The sequence below is a fragment of the Pedobacter lusitanus genome, from assembly GCF_040026395.1.
In the GTDB taxonomy this organism is placed as follows: Bacteria; Bacteroidota; Bacteroidia; order Sphingobacteriales; family Sphingobacteriaceae; genus Pedobacter; species Pedobacter lusitanus.
In genome coordinates this window covers 2,881,495-2,900,829 of record NZ_CP157278.1, presented here as the reverse complement: position 1 = coordinate 2,900,829, position 19,335 = coordinate 2,881,495, and the positions used below count along the sequence as shown (strand labels likewise).

The 19,335-nt window shown below is 37.9% G+C and carries 23 protein-coding genes; 19 read left to right on the top strand and 4 right to left on the bottom strand.

The features are described 5' to 3' along the window. The first annotated feature begins 6 nt into the window (after window positions 1–6). From rpsH to dnaK, 17 genes are all read left to right on the top strand, one after another. Window positions 7–405: a 30S ribosomal protein S8 gene (gene rpsH, locus PL_RS12320; RefSeq protein WP_041878531.1), complete on the top strand. Its 399-nt coding sequence runs from the start codon at window positions 7–9 to the stop codon at window positions 403–405. An 18-nt stretch (window positions 406–423) separates the two neighbouring features. Then, the gene (gene rplF / locus PL_RS12315) at window positions 424–981 is read left to right on the top strand and encodes a 50S ribosomal protein L6 (protein ID WP_041878532.1); all 558 of its coding nucleotides are present in this window, start codon (window positions 424–426) and stop codon (window positions 979–981) included. 5 nt (window positions 982–986) lie between these two features. Continuing rightward, the gene (rplR, locus tag PL_RS12310) at window positions 987–1,340 is read left to right on the top strand and encodes a 50S ribosomal protein L18 (RefSeq protein ID WP_037442582.1); all 354 of its coding nucleotides are present in this window, start codon (window positions 987–989) and stop codon (window positions 1,338–1,340) included. An 18-nt stretch (window positions 1,341–1,358) separates the two neighbouring features. Continuing rightward, on the top strand, window positions 1,359–1,877 hold the full coding sequence (rpsE, locus tag PL_RS12305) for a 30S ribosomal protein S5 (RefSeq protein ID WP_041878534.1): 519 nt from the start codon (window positions 1,359–1,361) through the stop codon (window positions 1,875–1,877). A 4-nt stretch (window positions 1,878–1,881) separates the two neighbouring features. Continuing rightward, complete coding sequence (gene rpmD, locus PL_RS12300; RefSeq protein WP_041878535.1) at window positions 1,882–2,061, top strand: 50S ribosomal protein L30; 180 nt, start codon at window positions 1,882–1,884, stop codon at window positions 2,059–2,061. Between the two features lie 107 nt (window positions 2,062–2,168). Beyond that, window positions 2,169–2,615, top strand: a complete 447-nt coding sequence (gene rplO / locus PL_RS12295; RefSeq protein WP_041878576.1) for a 50S ribosomal protein L15 — start codon at window positions 2,169–2,171, stop codon at window positions 2,613–2,615. A gap of 13 nt (window positions 2,616–2,628) precedes the next feature. Continuing rightward, on the top strand, window positions 2,629–3,969 hold the full coding sequence (gene secY / locus PL_RS12290; RefSeq protein WP_041878536.1) for a preprotein translocase subunit SecY: 1,341 nt from the start codon (window positions 2,629–2,631) through the stop codon (window positions 3,967–3,969). 6 nt (window positions 3,970–3,975) lie between these two features. Further along, on the top strand, window positions 3,976–4,761 hold the full coding sequence (gene map, locus PL_RS12285) for a type I methionyl aminopeptidase (protein WP_041878537.1): 786 nt from the start codon (window positions 3,976–3,978) through the stop codon (window positions 4,759–4,761). 71 nt (window positions 4,762–4,832) lie between these two features. Then, window positions 4,833–5,051, top strand: coding sequence for a translation initiation factor IF-1 (infA, locus tag PL_RS12280; protein ID WP_008244555.1), 219 nt, complete (start codon window positions 4,833–4,835; stop codon window positions 5,049–5,051). 1 nt (window position 5,052) lies between these two features. Beyond that, window positions 5,053–5,169, top strand: coding sequence for a type B 50S ribosomal protein L36 (gene ykgO / locus PL_RS12275; RefSeq protein ID WP_008244551.1), 117 nt, complete (start codon window positions 5,053–5,055; stop codon window positions 5,167–5,169). An 80-nt stretch (window positions 5,170–5,249) separates the two neighbouring features. Continuing rightward, on the top strand, window positions 5,250–5,627 hold the full coding sequence (gene rpsM, locus PL_RS12270; protein ID WP_037442576.1) for a 30S ribosomal protein S13: 378 nt from the start codon (window positions 5,250–5,252) through the stop codon (window positions 5,625–5,627). Window positions 5,628–5,648: 21 nt separating this feature from the next. Further along, the gene (rpsK, locus tag PL_RS12265; RefSeq protein WP_041878538.1) at window positions 5,649–6,038 is read left to right on the top strand and encodes a 30S ribosomal protein S11; all 390 of its coding nucleotides are present in this window, start codon (window positions 5,649–5,651) and stop codon (window positions 6,036–6,038) included. 65 nt (window positions 6,039–6,103) lie between these two features. Then, entirely contained in the window at window positions 6,104–6,712 is a 609-nt protein-coding gene (gene rpsD, locus PL_RS12260; protein WP_041878578.1) for a 30S ribosomal protein S4, read from the top strand. Between the two features lie 80 nt (window positions 6,713–6,792). Further along, window positions 6,793–7,785, top strand: coding sequence for a DNA-directed RNA polymerase subunit alpha (locus PL_RS12255; RefSeq protein WP_068403471.1), 993 nt, complete (start codon window positions 6,793–6,795; stop codon window positions 7,783–7,785). An 85-nt stretch (window positions 7,786–7,870) separates the two neighbouring features. Then, a complete protein-coding gene (gene rplQ / locus PL_RS12250; protein WP_041878541.1) occupies window positions 7,871–8,401 on the top strand; it encodes a 50S ribosomal protein L17 in 531 nt (176 codons plus the stop codon). 141 nt (window positions 8,402–8,542) lie between these two features. Further along, complete coding sequence (locus PL_RS12245) at window positions 8,543–9,727, top strand: class I SAM-dependent methyltransferase (RefSeq protein WP_041878543.1); 1,185 nt, start codon at window positions 8,543–8,545, stop codon at window positions 9,725–9,727. Between the two features lie 184 nt (window positions 9,728–9,911). Beyond that, window positions 9,912–11,822, top strand: coding sequence for a molecular chaperone DnaK (dnaK, locus tag PL_RS12240; RefSeq protein WP_041878544.1), 1,911 nt, complete (start codon window positions 9,912–9,914; stop codon window positions 11,820–11,822). 105 nt (window positions 11,823–11,927) lie between these two features. Here the strand turns inward: dnaK and PL_RS12235 are convergent, their stop codons facing one another. The 4 genes from PL_RS12235 to PL_RS12220 form a co-directional block, all read right to left on the bottom strand. After that, entirely contained in the window at window positions 11,928–12,827 is a 900-nt protein-coding gene (locus PL_RS12235; RefSeq protein ID WP_041878546.1) for a nucleotidyltransferase family protein, read from the bottom strand. A 101-nt stretch (window positions 12,828–12,928) separates the two neighbouring features. Further along, a complete protein-coding gene (locus PL_RS12230; protein WP_041878548.1) occupies window positions 12,929–14,044 on the bottom strand; it encodes a M42 family metallopeptidase in 1,116 nt (371 codons plus the stop codon). 102 nt (window positions 14,045–14,146) lie between these two features. After that, window positions 14,147–15,691 carry an acyl-CoA carboxylase subunit beta gene (locus tag PL_RS12225; protein WP_041878581.1) on the bottom strand — a complete coding sequence of 515 codons (1,545 nt, stop codon included), beginning with the start codon at window positions 15,689–15,691 and terminating at the stop codon, window positions 14,147–14,149. A gap of 85 nt (window positions 15,692–15,776) precedes the next feature. Then, on the bottom strand, window positions 15,777–17,009 hold the full coding sequence (locus PL_RS12220) for a porin (RefSeq protein WP_348621794.1): 1,233 nt from the start codon (window positions 17,007–17,009) through the stop codon (window positions 15,777–15,779). Window positions 17,010–17,378: 369 nt separating this feature from the next. Here PL_RS12220 and PL_RS12215 point away from each other — a divergent pair, with 369 nt between their 5' ends. Further along, window positions 17,379–17,657 (top strand): hypothetical protein, encoded by a 279-nt coding sequence (locus tag PL_RS12215; protein WP_235324437.1) that lies wholly within the window; start codon window positions 17,379–17,381, stop codon window positions 17,655–17,657. A gap of 79 nt (window positions 17,658–17,736) precedes the next feature. Next, complete coding sequence (locus PL_RS12210; protein WP_348621792.1) at window positions 17,737–19,332, top strand: SulP family inorganic anion transporter; 1,596 nt, start codon at window positions 17,737–17,739, stop codon at window positions 19,330–19,332. Window positions 19,333–19,335 lie beyond the last annotated feature (3 nt).

Here is a 19,335-nt window from a genome sequence, read left to right as displayed (position 1 = left end):
ACAAAGATGAATACAGATCCAATAGCAGATTATCTTACAAGAGTAAGAAATGCCATTAAGGCAAATCACAGAATTGTAGAAATTCCTGCATCAAATCTTAAAAAGGAAATTACTAAAGTACTTTTTGACAAAGGTTACATTGCCAACTACAAGTTTGAGGAAACAACAGTTCAGGGAACGATTAAAATCGCTTTGAAATATAATCCGATCACTAAAATACCTGCTATCCGCACTTTAATGCGTATCAGTAAGCCAGGTTTAAGGCAGTATGCAGGCGTTGATAATATGCCAAGAGTATTGAACGGTTTAGGTATCGCTATCCTGTCAACTTCTAAAGGAGTTATGACAGATAAAGAAGCAGCCAGACTAAACATTGGTGGCGAAGTTTTGTGTCACGTTTATTAATTAAAGGAGGATAGCAAAATGTCAAGAATAGGAAAAGCCCCAATTAATGTACCTGCTGGAGTTACAATTACAGTTGATAAGAACAATTTAGTAACTGTAAAAGGACCAAAAGGTGAATTACAACAAGCAGTTGATGCAGACATCACTGTTTCTCAGGAAGATGGTGTACTTACAGTAGCACGTCCAACTGAACAAAAAAGACATAAAGCATTGCACGGTTTATACCGTTCATTGTTAAACAATATGGTTATTGGTGTAACAGAAGGTTACAAAATCCAACAGGAATTAGTAGGTGTGGGTTACCGCGCAACTAATACAGGTAATACACTTGATCTTGTTTTGGGTTTCTCTCACCACTATGTTTTCCAGTTACCGGAAGAGATTAAAGTGACTACTACTTCAGAAAAAGGTCAGACTCCTAAAATCATTTTAGAAAGTATTGACAAACAACTGATTGGACAAGTAGCAGCGAAAATACGCTCGTTACGTGCACCAGAGCCATATAAAGGTAAAGGTATCAAGTTTGTAGGCGAAGTGTTAAGAAGAAAAGCAGGTAAATCAGCTTCTAAAAAATAATCATCATGGCAGGGAAAAAATTATCTCGTAGAGATCGTATAAAAAAAGGAATCAGAAAAAGACTTACCGGTTCTGAAAGCCGTCCACGTTTATCAGTTTATAGAAGCAATAAAGGAATTTATGCTCAAATCATTAACGACGTAACTGGAAGCACAATCGTATCAGCATCATCATTATCAAAAGACTTTTCTGGTAATGGAAATAAATCAGAGCAATCTGTAGCTGTAGGTAAATTAGTAGCTGAAAAAGCAATCGCAGCTGGCATTAAAGAAGTTGTTTTCGATAGAAATGGCTATTTATACCATGGTCGCGTAAAATCGTTGGCAGAAGGTGCCCGTGAAGCTGGTTTAGTATTTTAATCTGAAAATAGGATAAGAATGTCAACTATCAATATAAAAAGAGTTAAGACTAGCGAGGTCGAATTAAAAGACCGTTTAGTTAGTATACAGCGTGTTGCCAAAGTAACCAAAGGTGGACGTACTTTCAGTTTCTCAGCTATCGTAGTTGTTGGAGATGAAAACGGAATCGTAGGTTATGGTTTAGGTAAAGCAAAAGAGGTAACTGAAGCTATCGCTAAAGGTATCGATGATGCTAAAAAGAACTTGGTAAAAGTTCCTTTATTAAACGGTACTGTTCCTCACGAACAAATCGGTAAATTTTCAGGTGGTTTTGTATTAATCAAACCAGCTGCAATTGGTACCGGAGTTATCGCGGGTGGTGCAATGCGTGCTGTATTAGAGAGTGCTGGTGTACACAACGTATTAGCAAAATCAAAAGGTTCATCAAATCCTCACAACGTGGTAAAAGCAACAGTAGATGCTTTAACAAAAATGCGTGATGCTTATACCATCGCACAACAACGTGGTGTTGATTTAAACAAAGTTTTTAACGGATAAGAACATGGCTAAGATCAAAATAACCCAGGTAAAAAGTATCATTGACAGAAGCGAACGTCAAAAAAGAACTATGCAGGCATTAGGTTTAACTAAAATGAACCAGTCTGTTGAAGTTGAGGCTAACGCTGCTATCATTGGGATGGTGAGAAAAGTGAATCACTTAGTAGCTATCGAAAGTATATAATTCGCAGAGGTTGTAAATTAGTTTATTATTACTAATTTGCAACCTTTGTATATGTTTAACCGTTGCCCTGATTAGTGAAAGCGAAGGGCAGCACAATAAGTTTCAAAATGAACTTAAGTAATTTAAAACCTGCAGTAGGTTCTACTAAGAATAGCAAGAGAATTGGTCGTGGTACTGGTTCTGGTCGTGGTGGTACTTCCACCCGTGGTCATAAAGGTGCTGGATCCCGTTCTGGTCATAAGACTAAAATCGGTTTTGAAGGTGGTCAGATGCCATTACAACGTCGTGTACCAAAGGTTGGTTTCAAGCCAATTAACCGTGTTGAATATGTAGGCGTTAACTTAGACGTTTTACAAGGTTTAGCTGAGAAATTCAGCTTGACTACTATTGATTTCGCTACTTTGCAAGATCATGGTTTAGCACACAAAAATGATCTTGTTAAGATCCTTGGTCGTGGTGAAGTAAAAACTAAAATCGAAGTTAAAGCACATGCTTTTTCTGCAACTGCACAGAAAGCTATTGAGGCTGTTGGAGGCTCAATAGTAAAATTGTAATTAATTATAATTAATGAAGAAGCTCTTTACTACTTTAAGTAATATTTGGAAAATTCAGGAATTAAAAGAGCGTATAGTATTTACGCTCGTAATTCTTTTGGTCTACAGGTTCGTTTCTCACGTGGTTTTACCAGGTGTGGATGCAACAGCTTTAGGCGATAATCAGAAATCTGGAATCCTGGGTCTGCTGGATATGTTTGCAGGGGGATCATTCTCCCGCGTATCTATTCTTGCACTTGGGGTAATGCCGTATATTTCTGCATCAATTGTAGTTCAGTTATTAGGTATCGCTGTTCCCTCTTTCCAGAAAATGCAAAAAGAAGGAGAGAGTGGCAGAAATAAACTAAATCAGATTACCCGTTACTTAACTGTAGCTATTACAGCTGTTCAGGCTGTTGGTTATGTAAAGACGCAGGTCCCTGCAGAAGCAATTCTGATAGACCACACTTTATTCTTTGTTCTTGCAACTTTTGTTTTATCCGCAGGTACTTTGTTTGTAATGTGGTTAGGGGAAAAAATCACTGATAAAGGTATAGGAAATGGTATTTCACTAATCATTATGGTTGGTATTATTGCCCGTCTTCCGATAGCTTTACAGCAGGAGATCAGTTCAAGATTTGTTGGAGATGGTGGCTTAATCGCGCTTGTTCTGGAAATCGTAGCACTGTTTGCTGTTGTAATGTTTACTATCCTTATTGTTCAGGGTGTCCGTAAGGTACCTGTGCAGTATGCAAAACGTATTGTTGGTAACAGACAATTCGGTGGAGTAAGACAATATATCCCATTGAAAGTAAATGCAGCAGGTGTAATGCCTATCATCTTTGCTCAGGCACTGATGTTTATTCCAACTACAGTTACTCAGTTTTTCCCTAAATTACAGAATACCTGGTTAGTTCAGTTTAGTGATCCTACTTCACTGGCCTACAGTTTAACTTTTGCATTTTTAATCATTGCTTTCACATTCTTCTATACTGCGATTACTGTTAATCCGGTACAGATGTCTGATGATATGAAGAAAAATGGCGGTTTCATTCCTGGTATTAAACCTGGTTTGTCTACCTCATCATTCATTGATGATGTAATTTCCAAGATCACCTTTCCAGGTTCAGTATTCTTGGCAATTATCGCTATCCTTCCATCGATTGCAGTAAAATTTGGTATCAAATCAGAATTTGCGCATTTCTATGGTGGTACATCCCTGCTTATTCTGGTAGGTGTTGTATTAGACACTTTGCAACAGATTGAAAGTTATTTATTAATGCGTCATTATGATGGGTTAATGAAAACAGGAAGAGTAACAGGTCGTACCGGTGTAGCAGCTGCAAATACAAGCAGCAGCAGCGCTGTAATTTAATATTGAATGTCTAAGGTTTATTATAAGTCTCCCGAAGAGGTAGAGCTAATCCGGGAAAGCTCATTACTGGTGTCAAAAACACTCGCAGAAGTAGCGAAAATCATTGCACCAGGAGTTACTACGATGCAGTTAAACAAACTCGCGGAGACTTATATACAAGATAACGGAGCAATACCAGCATTTCTAAATTATAACGGATTTCCATACTCGCTTTGTATTTCTCCAAATGAACAGGTTGTTCATGGTTTTCCAGGTGATTATGTGATACAGGAAGGCGATTTGATTTCTGTGGATTGCGGTGTGATTAAAAACAACTTCTTTGGTGATTCGGCTTATACTTTCTCTATCGGAGAAATTAGCCCTGAGCGTCAGAAGCTGGTGGATGTCACCCAGGAATGTTTAAAACGTGCTATCGATAAAGCTGTTGTCGGATCCCGTATCGGAGATGTGGGGTTTGCAGTTCAGTCTTTAGCGGAAGAGAACGGTTTTGGTGTCGTGAGAGAGCTTGTTGGTCACGGTGTTGGTGTTAAATTACATGAGAAGCCCGAAGTACCTAATTACGGGAAAAGGGGCACAGGGATGAAATTAGAGGAAGGGATGGTAATTGCCATTGAACCAATGATCAATGCCGGTACAGCTAATGTAAAGTTTTGGTCTGATGGCTGGACAGTTACGAGTCGTGATAATTCTCCATCGGCACATTTTGAACACACAATCGCTGTTAAAAAGGGAAAAGCAGACGTTTTATCAACCTTTTCATTGATTGAAGAAGTTTTAAAAGAAAAAAGGTAAATAATTAAATATTTTTATTTAATTTTGCAACCCTGTTTAATAGCAGCTAATCAAGTAAAAATCAATATTATATGGCTAAACAAGCCTCGATTGAACAAGACGGTGTAATAAGAGAAGCATTATCAAATGCTATGTTCCGCGTTGAGCTGGAAAATGGTCATGAGATTATTGCTCATATCTCGGGTAAAATGAGAATGCACTACATTAAAATATTACCTGGGGATAAAGTAAAATTAGAGATGTCGCCTTACGATTTGTCAAAGGGCAGGATTACTTATAGATATAAATAAAATGAAAGTTAGGTCATCAATTAAAAAACGCAGTGCTGATTGCAAGGTTATTCGTCGTAAAGGTAAGCTTTACGTTATAAACAAGAAAAATCCTAAGTTCAAGCAGCGTCAAGGTTAAAAGAAATTATTGAAGTATGATTAGATTGAATGTACAGGTTACTCAATCTGTCGTCAAATAATCAAACATTTAGTACAAATATGGCAAGGATATCAGGTATAGATTTACCAAGAAACAAAAGAGGCGAAATCGGACTAACTTACATCTTCGGTGTAGGCAGATCAACTGCTCAGCGTATATTAACTGAGGCAGGTATCGATTTTAGCAAAAAAGTACAGGACTGGTCTGATGATGAGTTATCAGCGATTCGTACAATCATTAACGACGGAATTAAAGTAGAAGGTGCTTTACGTTCTGAAGTTCAGTTAAACATTAAACGTTTAATGGACATTGGTTGTTACCGCGGATTACGTCACAGAAAAGGTTTACCAGTGCGTGGACAACGTACTAAAAACAATTCTCGTACTCGTAAAGGCAAGAGAAAAACAGTTGCTAACAAGAAAAAAGCTACTAAATAAAATTAGTAACGAATAATAATTATGGCTAAGAGTAAAAAAGTAACCAAAAAGCGTATTGTTGTTATTGAACCAGTTGGTCAGGCACATATCAATGCGACTTTTAATAATATCATTGTTACCCTAACAAATAACAACGGTCAAACTATTTCATGGTCTTCAGCTGGTAAAATGGGCTTCAAGGGTTCTAAAAAGAACACTCCATACGCTGCCGGACAAGCTGCATCTGATTGTGGTAAAGTAGCTTTTGATTTAGGTCTGCGTAAAGTAGAAGTTTTTGTTAAAGGTCCAGGTTCAGGTCGTGAGTCTGCAATCAGAACATTGCAAATCTCTGGTATCGAAGTTACCTCAATCAAAGATATTACACCGCTTCCACACAATGGATGTCGTCCTCCTAAGAAGAGAAGAGTTTAATTTATTAATTTTTAAAGCTAAGAGTCTGCAGCTTAAGGTTGCATGATACTTTAAAACAAAAAGAAATGGCAAGATATACAGGACCAAAATCCAAAATCGCGCGTAAATTCAGAGAACCAATTTTTGGTCCTGATAAAGTATTAGATAGAAAAAACTATCCTCCTGGACAGCACGGTGCGTCTAAAAGAAGAGGTAAACAGTCTGAGTATTCAGTACAGTTAATGGAGAAACAAAAAGTTAAATATACTTATGGTGTATTAGAGCGTCAGTTCCGTAACTTGTTTACTAAAGCATCTTCCCGTCAGGGCATTACAGGTGATAACTTATTACAATTATTAGAAGCTCGTTTAGATAATACAGTTTATAGATTAGGTATTGCAACTACTCGTTCTGCTGCTCGTCAGTTAGTTAGCCATAAACACGTAACAGTGAACGGTGAAGTAGTAAATATCCCTTCTTATCAATTGAAAGCTGGTGATGTTGTTGCAGTTCGTGAAAAATCTAAAACTCTTGAAAGCATCACTAATTCAGTAGCAGGAAGAGTAATCAATAAGTTTAATTGGTTAGATTGGAATGCATCTGAACTAAGCGGTAAGTTCTTAACTTATCCGAATCGCGACGAGATTCCAGAAAATATCAAAGAAAACCTTATTATAGAGTTGTACTCTAAGTAATAAATTTAGTTAAAGCCTATTATACAGGCTTTAACTATTTTACGTTACATAATTTTAATAACGATCTAAAAACATTATAAATGGCAATTTTAGCATTTCAGAAACCCGATAAGGTCATCATGCAGAAATCAACGGATTTCGATGGTATATTTGAATTTCGTCCTTTAGAACCCGGTTTCGGTGTAACAATTGGTAATGCCTTAAGAAGAATCCTTCTTTCTTCATTAGAGGGCTATGCCATTACAAGTATTCGTTTTTCTGGCGTATCACATGAATTTTCTACAATGAAAGGTGTTGTAGAGGATTTAACTGAAATTATCCTTAATTTGAAACAAGTTCGTTTTAAAAAAGCTGGTGATTCAGGTGAATCTGAAAAAGTCTTTATTGTAGTTAATGGCCAGGATCAATTTCTTGCAGGCGATATAACTAAATTCTCTAACAACTTCGAAGTCCTTAATCCGGAATTCGTAATTTGTAATATGGAGAAATCAGTTACTTTAGAGGTAGAATTAACTATCAATAAAGGACGTGGTTATGTTCCAGCTGAAGAAAACAAAATTAATGATGCTGTAGTTGGTGTAATTGCTATCGATTCGATCTTTACTCCAATGAAAAATGTAAAATACACGATTGAAAACTATCGTGTTGAACAAAAAACAGATTATGAAAAATTAATTTTAGATATCTCTACTGACGGATCTATTCATCCTGAAGAAGCATTAAAAGAGGCTGCTAAAATTTTAATTCAGCATTTCATGCTATTCTCTGATGAGAACTTAGTATTAGAATCTCAGGCTAAAGAAGAAACTAAAGAAGTTGATGAGGAAATTTTACATATGCGTAAAATCCTTAAAACTGAGTTAGTTGATCTTGACTTATCAGTTCGTGCATTAAACTGCTTAAAAGCAGCTGATATCCGCACATTGGCTGACCTGGTTTCTTATGATGTAGCTGATATGTTAAAATTCAGAAACTTCGGTAAGAAGTCATTAACTGAAATCCAGGAATTAGTAAAATCTAAAAGCTTATCATTCGGTATGAATTTAGGTAAATACAAACTGGACGAAGAATAATTTCAACAGACAAATAACAAATTGTTAATAGTGTGTAATTCCCTCTTTAATTAAGAAGAGACGGTACAGACTAAATAGAAAAAAAATGAGACACGGTAAAAAACACAACCACTTAGGCAGAACTAAGTCCCATCGTAAAGCGATGTTGGCTAACATGGCCTCATCATTGATCAAACACAAAAGAATCTCTACTACCTTAGCAAAAGCAAAAGCTTTGCGTATGTATGTTGAGCCTTTGATCACTAAATCTAAAAACGATACTACACACTCTCGTCGTACAGTTTTTAGTTATTTACAGGACAAAGATTCAGTTACTGAATTGTTCCGTGACGTAGCTGCTAAAGTTGCTAACCGTCCGGGGGGTTATACCAGAATTATCAAATTAAACAATCGTTTAGGTGATAATGCTGAGATGGCATTAATCGAACTGGTTGATTACAACGAAGTTTACGGTAAAGAAGCTGCTACTGAAGAAAAGAAAACAACACGTCGTGGTAGAAGTAAATCTACTGCTAAGAAAGCTGACGCTCCTGCAAAAGCAGAAGCTGCTGCTGAAACTGAAGCGGTTGTTGAAGCTCCTGCAGCTGAAGAAACAAAAGAAGATAAAGGAGAATAATTTATTCCTTTCTTTATATAAAGATGCCTCTCTGAATTTCGGAGAGGCATTTTTCATTTATATCATATTTTTTTGCCGGTAATGAAACTAACATCAGCTCATGATGGTTTTCTTTCAGAGGCTCTAAGCTAATTTTATCGTATGTCAAATCCCGAAAATCTGGTTGTGTTCCAAGGCTTATTAAAAGATAGTCTGTCAGCAGGCACTTTTATAAAAATCTCTTTAGGTGGTTATACCGGAGAAGAAAAAGACCTGAAAAATATTTATGTCAGAAAGATCCTGATCAAAGGTACAGACCGTTTAGCTTTTACCTATCGTTACAAAACCAGGGATATCACTAAAAACTATATTTATACTGAAGGAGTGGAGCGGATAATTTCTTATCTGAAATCCGGGTTTAGAAACTGTACCTGTTTTACTACTGTCAATGACCTGGTACTGCAGGCTGGTAAAGCTGGTGTATATTCCTTAAAAATAAATAAACCTACCTCAACTGTGGCTCCGGCAGTAACTCATGATAAAGAGAAGGCAAGGCTTATAGAAACTATAGAGAAACCTTATCTGCATGCACTTCAGATTACGGATAAGCATGGGGTAGTTTATAAAAATGCACAGGACAAGTATAAACAGATTAACCAGTATGTGGCTTTGCTTGATCCGCTGATCCGTACTTTACCCGCAGGACAGTTTAAAAAGGTTGTGGATATGGGGTCTGGTAAGGGATATCTTACTTTCGCTTTATACGATTATCTGGTTAATGTGTTAAAGATTGAAGCGGGTGTTACTGGCGTTGAATATCGTCAGGATCTGGTAGACCTCTGTAATAAAATCGCTGCCGGATCAAACTTTAAAGGACTCGAATTTGTTCAGGGTACTATAGAAGATTATGAATCGGATGAGATCAACTTACTGATTGCTTTGCATGCCTGTGATACGGCTACTGATGATGCCATTTATAAAGGGATTAAAGGGAACGCTGAACTGATTGTGGTTGCTCCATGCTGCCATAAACAGATCAGGAGACAGATGGAAAAAGGGAAGGCCTCCAACGAACTTGATTTCTTAACCAGATACGGAATCTTTATGGAACGCCAGGCAGAGATGGTGACTGATGGAATCAGGGCACAGATACTGGAATACTCGGGGTATAAAACAAAGGTTTTTGAATTTATCTCGGATGCCCATACACCGAAAAATGTATTGATTGTTGGCGTGAAAACGAAAGATCAGTTAGTAAACAGAGCGGAGCTGCTGGATAAAATCAGGCAGACAAAAGAATATTTTGGCATTGAGTATCATCATCTTGAAACTCTGATGCAAATCTGAGGTATTTGCAGCTACATAAAATGTCAATTATGACAACCTGTCAGAATTGTAAAAGGTTTTTATTTACATTTTAACCAAAATATAAAAACCAGTGCCTGTTTAACTGACAAAAGCCAATTGGCACATTGCTTGTTAAATAGAATTAGGAAATAAGAATTCATAACATAAACAAAGATAAAATAGCATGTCAAAAATTATTGGTATAGACTTAGGAACAACAAACTCTTGCGTAGCCGTAATGGAAGGTAACGAACCTGTAGTTATAGCCAACAGTGAGGGGAAACGTACAACGCCATCCATTGTTGCATTTGCAGAAAATGGTGAGCGTAAAGTAGGTGATTCTGCAAAACGTCAGGCAATCACTAACCCAACAAAAACAATTTATTCAATTAAACGCTTCATGGGCAGCAGCTTTGCTGAGGTTGCTAAAGAAGTTGGTCGTGTACCTTACAAAGTTGTTAAGGGCGACAACAGTACTCCACGTGTTGAAATTGATGACCGTAAATATACTCCACAGGAAATTTCTGCAATGATCTTGCAAAAAATGAAAAAAACTGCTGAAGACTTTTTAGGTCACGAAGTAACTGAAGCAGTTATTACTGTTCCTGCTTATTTCAATGATGCTCAACGTCAGGCGACTAAAGAAGCTGGTGAGATCGCTGGTTTAACAGTTAAACGTATTATCAACGAGCCAACTGCTGCTGCTTTAGCTTACGGTTTGGATAAAGCACATAAAGACATGAAAATTGTTGTGTTTGACTGCGGTGGTGGTACTCATGACGTTTCTATTCTTGAATTAGGTGATGGTGTATTTGAAGTAAAAGCTACTGATGGTGATACACACTTAGGTGGTGATGACTTTGACCACATTATCATTGACTGGTTAGCTGCTGAATTCAAAGCTGAAAATGGTATGGACCTTAATCAGGATCCAATGGCATTACAACGTTTGAAAGAAGCTGCTGAAAAAGCTAAAATTGAGCTTTCAAGTACTACTTCTACTGAAGTAAACTTACCATATATTACTGCTGATGCAAGCGGACCAAAACACTTGGTTAGAACTTTAAGCCGTGCTAAATTTGAGCAACTGGCAGCTGATCTGATCAAACGTACTATCGAGCCTTGTAAATCTGCATTGAAAAATGCTGGTTTGAAAACTTCTGATATTGATGAGATCATTTTAGTAGGTGGTTCTACACGTATTCCTGCTATTCAGGAAGCTGTAAAAGCATTCTTCGGTAAAGAACCATCTAAAGGTGTAAACCCTGATGAGGTTGTAGCTATCGGTGCTGCAATTCAAGGTGGTGTTTTAACTGGTGAGGTTAAAGATGTATTGTTATTAGACGTAACTCCTCTTTCTTTAGGTATTGAGACTATGGGTGGTGTAATGACTAAATTAATTGAAGCGAATACTACTATTCCTTCTAAAAAAGCAGAGACTTTCTCTACAGCTGCTGATAACCAGCCTTCGGTAGAAATCCACATCTTACAGGGTGAGCGTCCAATGGCTGCTCAGAACCGTACGATTGGTCGTTTTATCTTAGACGGTATTCCACCAGCTCCACGTGGTGTTCCTCAGGTTGAAGTTGCTTTTGATATTGATGCTAACGGTATCTTACACGTAAGTGCAAAAGATAAAGCTACTGGTAAAGAGCAAAAAATCCGTATTGAAGCTTCATCTGGTTTAACTGATGAAGAAATCAAAAGAATGAAAGAAGAAGCTGAGCAAAATGCTGATGCTGACAGAGTAGCTAAAGAAGAAGCTGATAAAATTAACAGCGCTGATGCTTTAATCTTCTCTACTGAAAAACAATTGAAAGAATTTGGTGATAAAATCTCAGCTGATAAAAAAGCTCCGATCGAAGCTGGATTAGCTAAATTGCAGGCAGCTCATGCTTCAAGAAACTTTGCTGATATCGATGCAGCTCAGGAAGAATTACAGGCAGCATGGAATGCAGCATCTGAAGAGATGTACAAAGCTGGTCAGGACGGCGCACCTGCTGAAGGTGGTGCTGAAGCTAACGGTCAAACAGCTGACGCTGCTGACAACGTTACTGATGTTGACTTTGAAGAAGTAAAAGACGATAAGAAATAAGCTTATCTATCATATAAAAAAAGAGGGTAACTGAAAAGTTATCCTCTTTTTTTATGGCTTTTTATTTAGCCCTTTATTAATCCGGGCTTTAAATAGCAGCTGATTTTAGTTCCAGAGGTTTTCCGGATAAACACCGTCTTTAACCAATTGATCAATAGATGCCTGTACTATAGGCTTATCTTCTTTATAGGTTACGCCAAACCATTTGCTGTCAGTAGGGACAACTTTGAAATCTGCATTTTCTGAGCTCAGTAAACTGTCTGCTACCAGTGGAATAAAGAATTCTGCTTTTGGATTGTCTTTATTTGCATGTGCAAATTCTCTGAAAAGTTCTTCAGAAATTTTGAACATCTCTGGTGTAAAGCCCCAGAAATTCATAGATACACGAGTATCTAATGGCAATGGATATTGTTTTTCGTCTTCTTCGTAAACGATGGTTTCTCCTTCACGAAATACTTTGGTCCGTTCGATTACTTCTTCAAGATAACCGTCAGCACTAACTTTACATACACCACGTGATACAGAACCATAGTCTGATAATGTTTTACCAATCTCATAACCAATCATGGAGTAGTTGCTTCCGCTAACTTCGGTAGTTAAAAATTTAACCATTTTTTCATAAGCATCCAGACCGTAGAAATCATCAGCATTAATTACGCAGAATGGTTCTTTGATCGCATGTCTTGCTGCAAGAACAGCATGTGCAGTTCCCCATGGTTTGCTTCTTTCTATTTCAATATCAATACCGTATTGTTTAAGATCGAAATTCTGGAATACATAATCAGTTTCTATTTTTCCATTAAGTTTTGCGTCAAAGATCGCTTTGAAGTTTTCTACGTATTCCTCTTTGATAATAAACACTACTTTCCCAAAGCCGGCTTTGATAGCATCATAAATAGAATAGTCGATTATGGTCTCTCCGTTCGGACCAAAGCCATCAATTTGTTTCATGCTGCCATAGCGACTTGCCATACCGGCTGCGAGTATTAATAGGGTAGGTTTCATTGTTTTTATATTTTTAGTTCAGTGCATTTGATACAATTGCGTGCCATAAAAAAGCGTGTCCGAAAAATCAAACACGCTTAATTTTCTGTGAAGATAAGATCTTATTTATTGTATTTAAAATCGTGGTCTTTTTTTATGTTCAATAAAGAGTGATAGATCAGGCTGATGACGTTATCTACGTCTTCTTTATGGATCATTTCAACTGTGGTATGCATATAACGCAAAGGCAGTGAAATCAGTGCTGAAGGAACTCCTCCGTTTGAATAAGCGAAAGCATCTGTATCTGTTCCTGTTGAACGTGATGAAGCCTGGCGCTGGAAAGGAATATCATTTTTTTCAGCAGTTTCGATCAGTAATTTATTCAGATTGGTTTGTACTGCTGGTGCATAGGAGACTACTGGTCCTTTACCGCAGGCTAAATCTCCCTGAGTGATTTTATTGATCATCGGTGTAGAAGTATCATGGGTTACATCGGTCACGATAGCTACATCAGGTTTAATCCGGTGTGCAATCATTTCTGCACCTCTTAAACCTATTTCTTCCTGTACGGAGTTTACGATGTATAAAGCAAATGGTAATTTTTGTTTGTTTTCTTTAAGTAAACGCGCAACCTCAGCAATCATAAATCCACCTGCACGGTTATCCAGAGCCCGGCCTACATAGTAGCGATCGTTTAAGACCATGAATTCATCTTCATAAGTGATTACACAACCTACATGAACACCCAGTGCTTCAACTTCTTCTTTTGTAGTACAACCGCAATCCAGAAAAATGTTCTTTAAAGCCGGTGCTTCTTCTTTTTCTCCTGCACCTCTGGTATGAATTGCAGGCCATCCGAATACTGCTTTGACCAATCCTTTGTCGGTATGGATATTGACACGTTTAGAAGGAGCAATCTGATGATCTGAACCACCATTTCTGATTACATAAATTAAACCATCACTGGTGATATAGTTCACAAACCATGAAATTTCATCGGCATGTGCTTCTATAACGACTTTATATTCTGCTTTGGGATTGATAACGCCTACTGCCGTTCCGTAATTATCGATAAAACTTTCATCGATATAAGGTTTTAAATAGTCTAACCATAGTTTCTGGCCAGGGTACTCAAATCCTGTTGGGGATGGGTTATTGATATATTCTTCAAAAAACTGAAGTGATTTCTTAGTTACGACAGATACATGTTTCTGCTTCTCGTCTTTCTTTTTAGCCATCTTTATATTTTTATGATAAACAAATATATAAAGATGGCTTTAAGCATCAAGTCTATTATTGATATCTAAATCAATAATGACATAATCCAGAGTTGTTTTTTATTATAACGGAATATTTCCGTGCTTTTTACGTGGATTATTGACCACTTTATTTTCCAGCATCTTGAACGCCCGGATTAATTTAGCTCTTGTATCAGCAGGTTCAATGACCTCATCTATGAATCCACGTTCTGCCGCACGATATGGATTTGCGAAGATTTCCGCATACATTTTCTCTTTTTCAAGCAATTTGGCAGCCGGATCAGCAGCACTGGTAATCTCTTTTTTAAAGATAATTTCTGCAGCACCTTTAGCTCCCATGACTGCGATTTCTGCCGTCGGCCATGCATAATTCATATCTGCACCAATATGCTTGGAATTCATAACATCATAAGCTCCGCCATATGCTTTTCTGATAATTACTGTAATTCTTGGTACGGTTGCTTCACTAAAGGCATAAAGTAATTTTGCCCCGTTTTTGATAATCCCATTCCATTCCTGATCTGTTCCGGGAAGAAAACCCGGAACATCTTCCAGTACGAGCAAAGGGATGTTAAAACAATCGCAGAACCTGACAAAACGGGCTGCTTTGATGGAAGCATTATTATCTAATACGCCGGCAAGGTAGGCGGGTTGATTGGCAACAATTCCAATACTTCTTCCTGCCAGACGGGCAAAACCAACAACTATATTCTCTGCAAAATCTTTTTGTACTTCCAGAAAACTATCCTGATCGCTTAGCTGCTCTATTACACCTCTCACATCATAAGGCTGATTTGCATTCTCGGGTATAATTTTATTTAAAGCTGAACGGGTTTCATCCTGATCCTGTCTATAGGACAGCATTGCTGGTGTCTCTTCACAATTCTGAGGCATATAACTCAGCAATTGTTTAATATGATTAATGGCATCAAGCTCATTTACACAGGAGAAATGTGTTACTCCTGATTTTGTGGCGTGTGTACTTGCTCCACCCAGCTCTTCGGAACTTACTTCTTCGTGTGTGACTGTTTTAACTACGTTTGGGCCAGTTACAAACATGTAAGAGGTGTTTTCTACCATCAGGGTGAAATCAGTGATTGCAGGGGAGTAAACTGCGCCACCTGCGCATGGCCCCATAATAGCTGAAAGCTGGGGGATTACTCCTGATGCCTGTACATTGCGGTAAAAAATATCGGCATATCCACCCAGTGAGACAACACCTTCCTGTATACGGGCTCCTCCGCTATCATTTAAGCCTATCAGCGGAGCACCGGTTTTTAAGGCCATCTCCATGATCTTACATATTTTTTCAGCATGGGTTTCGGAAAGGGACCCCCCGAATATGGTAAAGTCCTGAGAGAAAATATAAACGAGTCTGCCATTTATGTTGCCATAACCGGTTACGACACCATCGCCGGGATATTTTTCTGTTTCCATACCAAAGTCAGTGCTCCGGTGGGTAACAAACATCCCTATTTCTTCAAAGGTACCTTCGTCCATTAAGAAATGAATACGTTCCCTGGCAGTTAACTTGCCTTTTTTATGCTGACTATCTATTCTTTGCGGACCACCGCCTGCATATGCCTGTTCTATTTTATCCTGTAGTAATTTTATTTTATTATCCATGGAATTAAACTCAGTTTTTATAAATGTATAAAAGAACCTCATTATAATTTATAATTCAGCAGATAAATTTTAACAAGATCAGGGTTTACCAGCGATATTGTAAACGGGTGGTAAAGACATCGTCTCTGATATCTTTATTATAATTAGGTAATTGTGTAGGGGAGTTGATTACTCTTTCGTTATAAACGGTTAATTTTAATCTTGAACTGAACAGGTAGGTTACGCCATAACCCAGCGTGCTGAATTTAATATCACCTGCGGTTGTATTATTATCAAGTCCTATCTGACTTTCCTTGATTTTTCTGTTCGGATCGTAAACGTCGTATGCCAGTAAAGCGCTGAATCTGCTTTTAAGAATTTGCTGGGTGAACCAGATATAATAACCTGTGAAATTTCTGAGATAAAGATCAGTGGCGGGTTGGGTAGAAAAGCTCTGACTGGCCAGTGCTCCGCTTACTGTACTGGAGGCAGCTACTCCTGGCTGTGTTCCGGTAACATATTCAGCTTTCAGGCTGGTAGTCCCAAAGGTGTTGTCATATTGGACCTGTATATTTCCGCCATAGTAATTCCTTTTCAGGTTAGAGCCTTTTATTGAGGGGTCGGTATTTTTGGTGAATCCGTTTCCATTATCTGAATAATAGGTGTCAGTAGCACTGCGAACTGACCCCTTATAAATGGAGCCTCCAAAACCAATATGAAGTTTTTTATTGGCAAGGCTATCAAATTTGAAAGACAGATTACCAATTACGTCTTTTTTTGAGTCATAATCTCTGGCAAACAGCCCACTGCCATTGACAACAGCCAGATCCATATTCAGGAAATGAAGTTCTCTGATAGGCTGATAGGATAACATTGCGCCAATATCACGTTCACGAGGCATCAGGGTTTGAAATACACGCGAACGTTCCGGAAAATCCCTGTAGCCGGAAGAGTACACAATCGAATAACCAAAAGGTCTGTTAAAAAGACCCGCGGTTAACTGAAATCTTTTGTTATCGGGTTGATGAAGTTGTATAAAGGCATCCATTAGCTGTACACCATTTTGTGTAGCGTCAATCTGAAAAACTATGCTGGAATATTTATCTACGCGGTCAATTTTAAGACGCCCCCTTCTGATCATAAATCTGTTATCGGAATTCTCTGCAAAATCTCCACCCGAAAAAGATGAAATTCCTGGTGACTGAGCCACTTGAAACTGTGTTTGGAGATAACCCGTAATCTTAATATCATGAATATCATAAGAAGATGGAGCATTATTACTCTGACTAAAGACTAACAGCGGATAAAATAAAATCAGGGTTAGCAGACTTTTTTTCATAGGTAGTTTATTGCTTTTAATGGTCATGAAGCTTTCGCGTGCTTTCAGGCACACTCAGGTTTCATAGGTAGTTTATTGCTTTTAATGGTCATGAAGCTTTCGCGCGCTTTCAGGCTTCACAGACATTATGTTGTTTAGGAATTGCGAAAATACAGTTATTGCTAAATTAATTCATCACGTAATCTGTAATTCCATTAACAGAATGAGCTTTCAGAAAACTTAATTACATTTTTTTTACATATTTTTTTGATAAAAAGGGGTTCTTGGTATTACATTTGGGAAGTAAAAATAGCTGAATCCGACAGAATGTCATTTTATAAGTATCGTCTACATATTGTTATAGCCTTCATAAGCATCTTCACCGTGAAGATGATTATTTCTGCTGCACCGGTATTTGTAGGTCATATGGACAAGAATGTAATTAAAACTGTTATTCTGCAATTAGAGCAGGAACATAGTTCTGATTGTGATTCAGGAAAGTCTTTACTCAAATTTATTGACTACAAACCTATAGATTTTCATAACACTTATACTTACGTACCATTATTAGTAGATTTTGGGATAAGGAATTGTTATATAGATCATTTTAAACGGTATGTAGATCCTTATCATCCTTCTGTACCCACACCGCCGCCTAACTTTTGCTAATCTTTATAGATTAAGCAGTCTGTCCAATGGGACAGACTGTAACTAAATAGTTATAAGTAATAATTAGCGCAGGAATGTTATGCAAAATGGAAACTCAACCTCTCCGCAGGTTGGATTGAAAAAATATATCTTAAAAAAGAATCTAAAGCGCGATTTACCGGCAAGTATTGTCGTGTTTTTAGTAGCCCTGCCTTTGTGTCTGGGGATTGCCCTGGCTTCGGGTGCACCATTGTTTGCCGGTATAGTTACTGGTGTGGTTGGTGGAATAGTTGTGGCCAGTGTAAGTGGCTCACAACTAAGTGTAAGTGGTCCGGCCGCTGGTTTGACAGTTATTGTACTGGGAGCTATAGCTCATCTGGGTAGTTATCAGGTGTTTTTGCTGGCAGTGATGCTGGCGGGACTGTTGCAAATTGTATTGGGTATAGTCCGGGCTGGGACTATTGGCAATTATTTCCCTTCAAGTGTGATTGAAGGAATGCTTGCTGCGATCGGTCTGATCCTGATTCTGAAACAATTACCTCATGCATTAGGAGTCGATAAAGACTTTCTGGATGAAAATCTGAGTAACGGTCATATGTATCAGGTTGTTCTGCAGGCGATAAAAATGCTCAATCCGGCTGCCATGATTATTACCATACTTTCGATAGCTATCCTGATCTTCTGGCCTAAGCTGAAAAAAGTAAGTGCTGTTCCGGCACCTTTACTGGTGGTTATACTTGGTGTGGTAATGACTTTGCTTTTCCAGCAAACACCTTATGCATTAAGACCTGAACAGATGGTTAGTATTCCTGTAGTAAGCGGGTGGACAGAATTCTCGAACTTATTCACTATGCCTGATTTTTCAGCTATCACTAATAAAGAAGTATGGATTGTTGCGATAACAATTGCTGTTGTAGCAAGTCTGGAGACTTTATTGAGTATAGAGGCTGTAGATAAGATAGATCCTGTAAAAAGAGTTTCACCAACCAACAGAGAGCTGATTGCGCAGGGAGTAGGAAATATGACGAGTGGTATGCTTGGGGGATTACCGTTGACTTCTGTAATTGTAAGAAGCTCTGCTAACGTAAATGCGGGTGGAAAAACTAAAGCTTCCGCTATTTTGCATGGCTGCTGGTTATTACTTTCTTTTCTTTTTATACCCGGTTTAATCAATATGGTACCGCTGGCCTGTCTGGCAGCCATCCTGCTGGTGACTGGTTATAAATTAACAAGAATTAGTTTATTCAAACATATGTATCACAAAGGCTGGGATCAGTTCGTCCCATTCTTTATTACTGTGGTTGCCGTTTTACTGACCGATTTATTAAAAGGTGTGGCAATCGGTATGTTGTTATCAGTGTTTTATCTGCTGCGTACCAACATGCGTAATCCTTTCTTTTACAAGATTCAGGAAGAAGGAAATAAAAAAAATCTGAGAATCAAGCTTTCTGAAGAAGTATCCTTTCTGAATAAAGCAGCAATACAGGTTGTATTGACGAAAATTCCTCAGGAAACAAATGTAATTATTGATGGCAGCAATTCCAGGTATATACATCCTGACGTGCTGGAAACCATTTTCAATTTCAAGCATAATGCTTATACAAAAGGTATTATCGTTACCTTAGTTGATATAAAAGAGCATTATATAGTACCAAAAATAACGGACAAAATTATTCAAGATATTCATAAAATATAAATA

Bases quoted from the DNA above. Each gene is read 5' to 3' on its own strand.
- map (WP_041878537.1), top strand. From the start codon at position 3,976: ATGTCTAAGGTTTATTATAAGTCTCCCGAAGAGGTAGAGCTAATCCGG.
- dnaK (WP_041878544.1), top strand. From the start codon at position 9,912: ATGTCAAAAATTATTGGTATAGACTTAGGAACAACAAACTCTTGCGTA.
- PL_RS12245 (WP_041878543.1), top strand. From the start codon at position 8,543: ATGTCAAATCCCGAAAATCTGGTTGTGTTCCAAGGCTTATTAAAAGAT.
- PL_RS12210 (WP_348621792.1), top strand. From the start codon at position 17,737: ATGCAAAATGGAAACTCAACCTCTCCGCAGGTTGGATTGAAAAAATAT.
- rpmD (WP_041878535.1), top strand. From the start codon at position 1,882: ATGGCTAAGATCAAAATAACCCAGGTAAAAAGTATCATTGACAGAAGC.
- rpsM (WP_037442576.1), top strand. From the start codon at position 5,250: ATGGCAAGGATATCAGGTATAGATTTACCAAGAAACAAAAGAGGCGAA.
- ykgO (WP_008244551.1), top strand. From the start codon at position 5,053: ATGAAAGTTAGGTCATCAATTAAAAAACGCAGTGCTGATTGCAAGGTT.
- infA (WP_008244555.1), top strand. From the start codon at position 4,833: ATGGCTAAACAAGCCTCGATTGAACAAGACGGTGTAATAAGAGAAGCA.
- secY (WP_041878536.1), top strand. From the start codon at position 2,629: ATGAAGAAGCTCTTTACTACTTTAAGTAATATTTGGAAAATTCAGGAA.
- rplQ (WP_041878541.1), top strand. From the start codon at position 7,871: ATGAGACACGGTAAAAAACACAACCACTTAGGCAGAACTAAGTCCCAT.
- rpsK (WP_041878538.1), top strand. From the start codon at position 5,649: ATGGCTAAGAGTAAAAAAGTAACCAAAAAGCGTATTGTTGTTATTGAA.
- rpsE (WP_041878534.1), top strand. From the start codon at position 1,359: ATGTCAACTATCAATATAAAAAGAGTTAAGACTAGCGAGGTCGAATTA.
- rplO (WP_041878576.1), top strand. From the start codon at position 2,169: ATGAACTTAAGTAATTTAAAACCTGCAGTAGGTTCTACTAAGAATAGC.
- rpsD (WP_041878578.1), top strand. From the start codon at position 6,104: ATGGCAAGATATACAGGACCAAAATCCAAAATCGCGCGTAAATTCAGA.
- PL_RS12230 (WP_041878548.1), bottom strand. From the start codon at position 14,044: ATGGCTAAAAAGAAAGACGAGAAGCAGAAACATGTATCTGTCGTAACT.
- PL_RS12220 (WP_348621794.1), bottom strand. From the start codon at position 17,009: ATGAAAAAAAGTCTGCTAACCCTGATTTTATTTTATCCGCTGTTAGTC.
- rplF (WP_041878532.1), top strand. From the start codon at position 424: ATGTCAAGAATAGGAAAAGCCCCAATTAATGTACCTGCTGGAGTTACA.
- PL_RS12215 (WP_235324437.1), top strand. From the start codon at position 17,379: ATGATTATTTCTGCTGCACCGGTATTTGTAGGTCATATGGACAAGAAT.
- rpsH (WP_041878531.1), top strand. From the start codon at position 7: ATGAATACAGATCCAATAGCAGATTATCTTACAAGAGTAAGAAATGCC.
- PL_RS12225 (WP_041878581.1), bottom strand. From the start codon at position 15,691: ATGGATAATAAAATAAAATTACTACAGGATAAAATAGAACAGGCATAT.
- PL_RS12255 (WP_068403471.1), top strand. From the start codon at position 6,793: ATGGCAATTTTAGCATTTCAGAAACCCGATAAGGTCATCATGCAGAAA.
- rplR (WP_037442582.1), top strand. From the start codon at position 987: ATGGCAGGGAAAAAATTATCTCGTAGAGATCGTATAAAAAAAGGAATC.
- PL_RS12235 (WP_041878546.1), bottom strand. From the start codon at position 12,827: ATGAAACCTACCCTATTAATACTCGCAGCCGGTATGGCAAGTCGCTAT.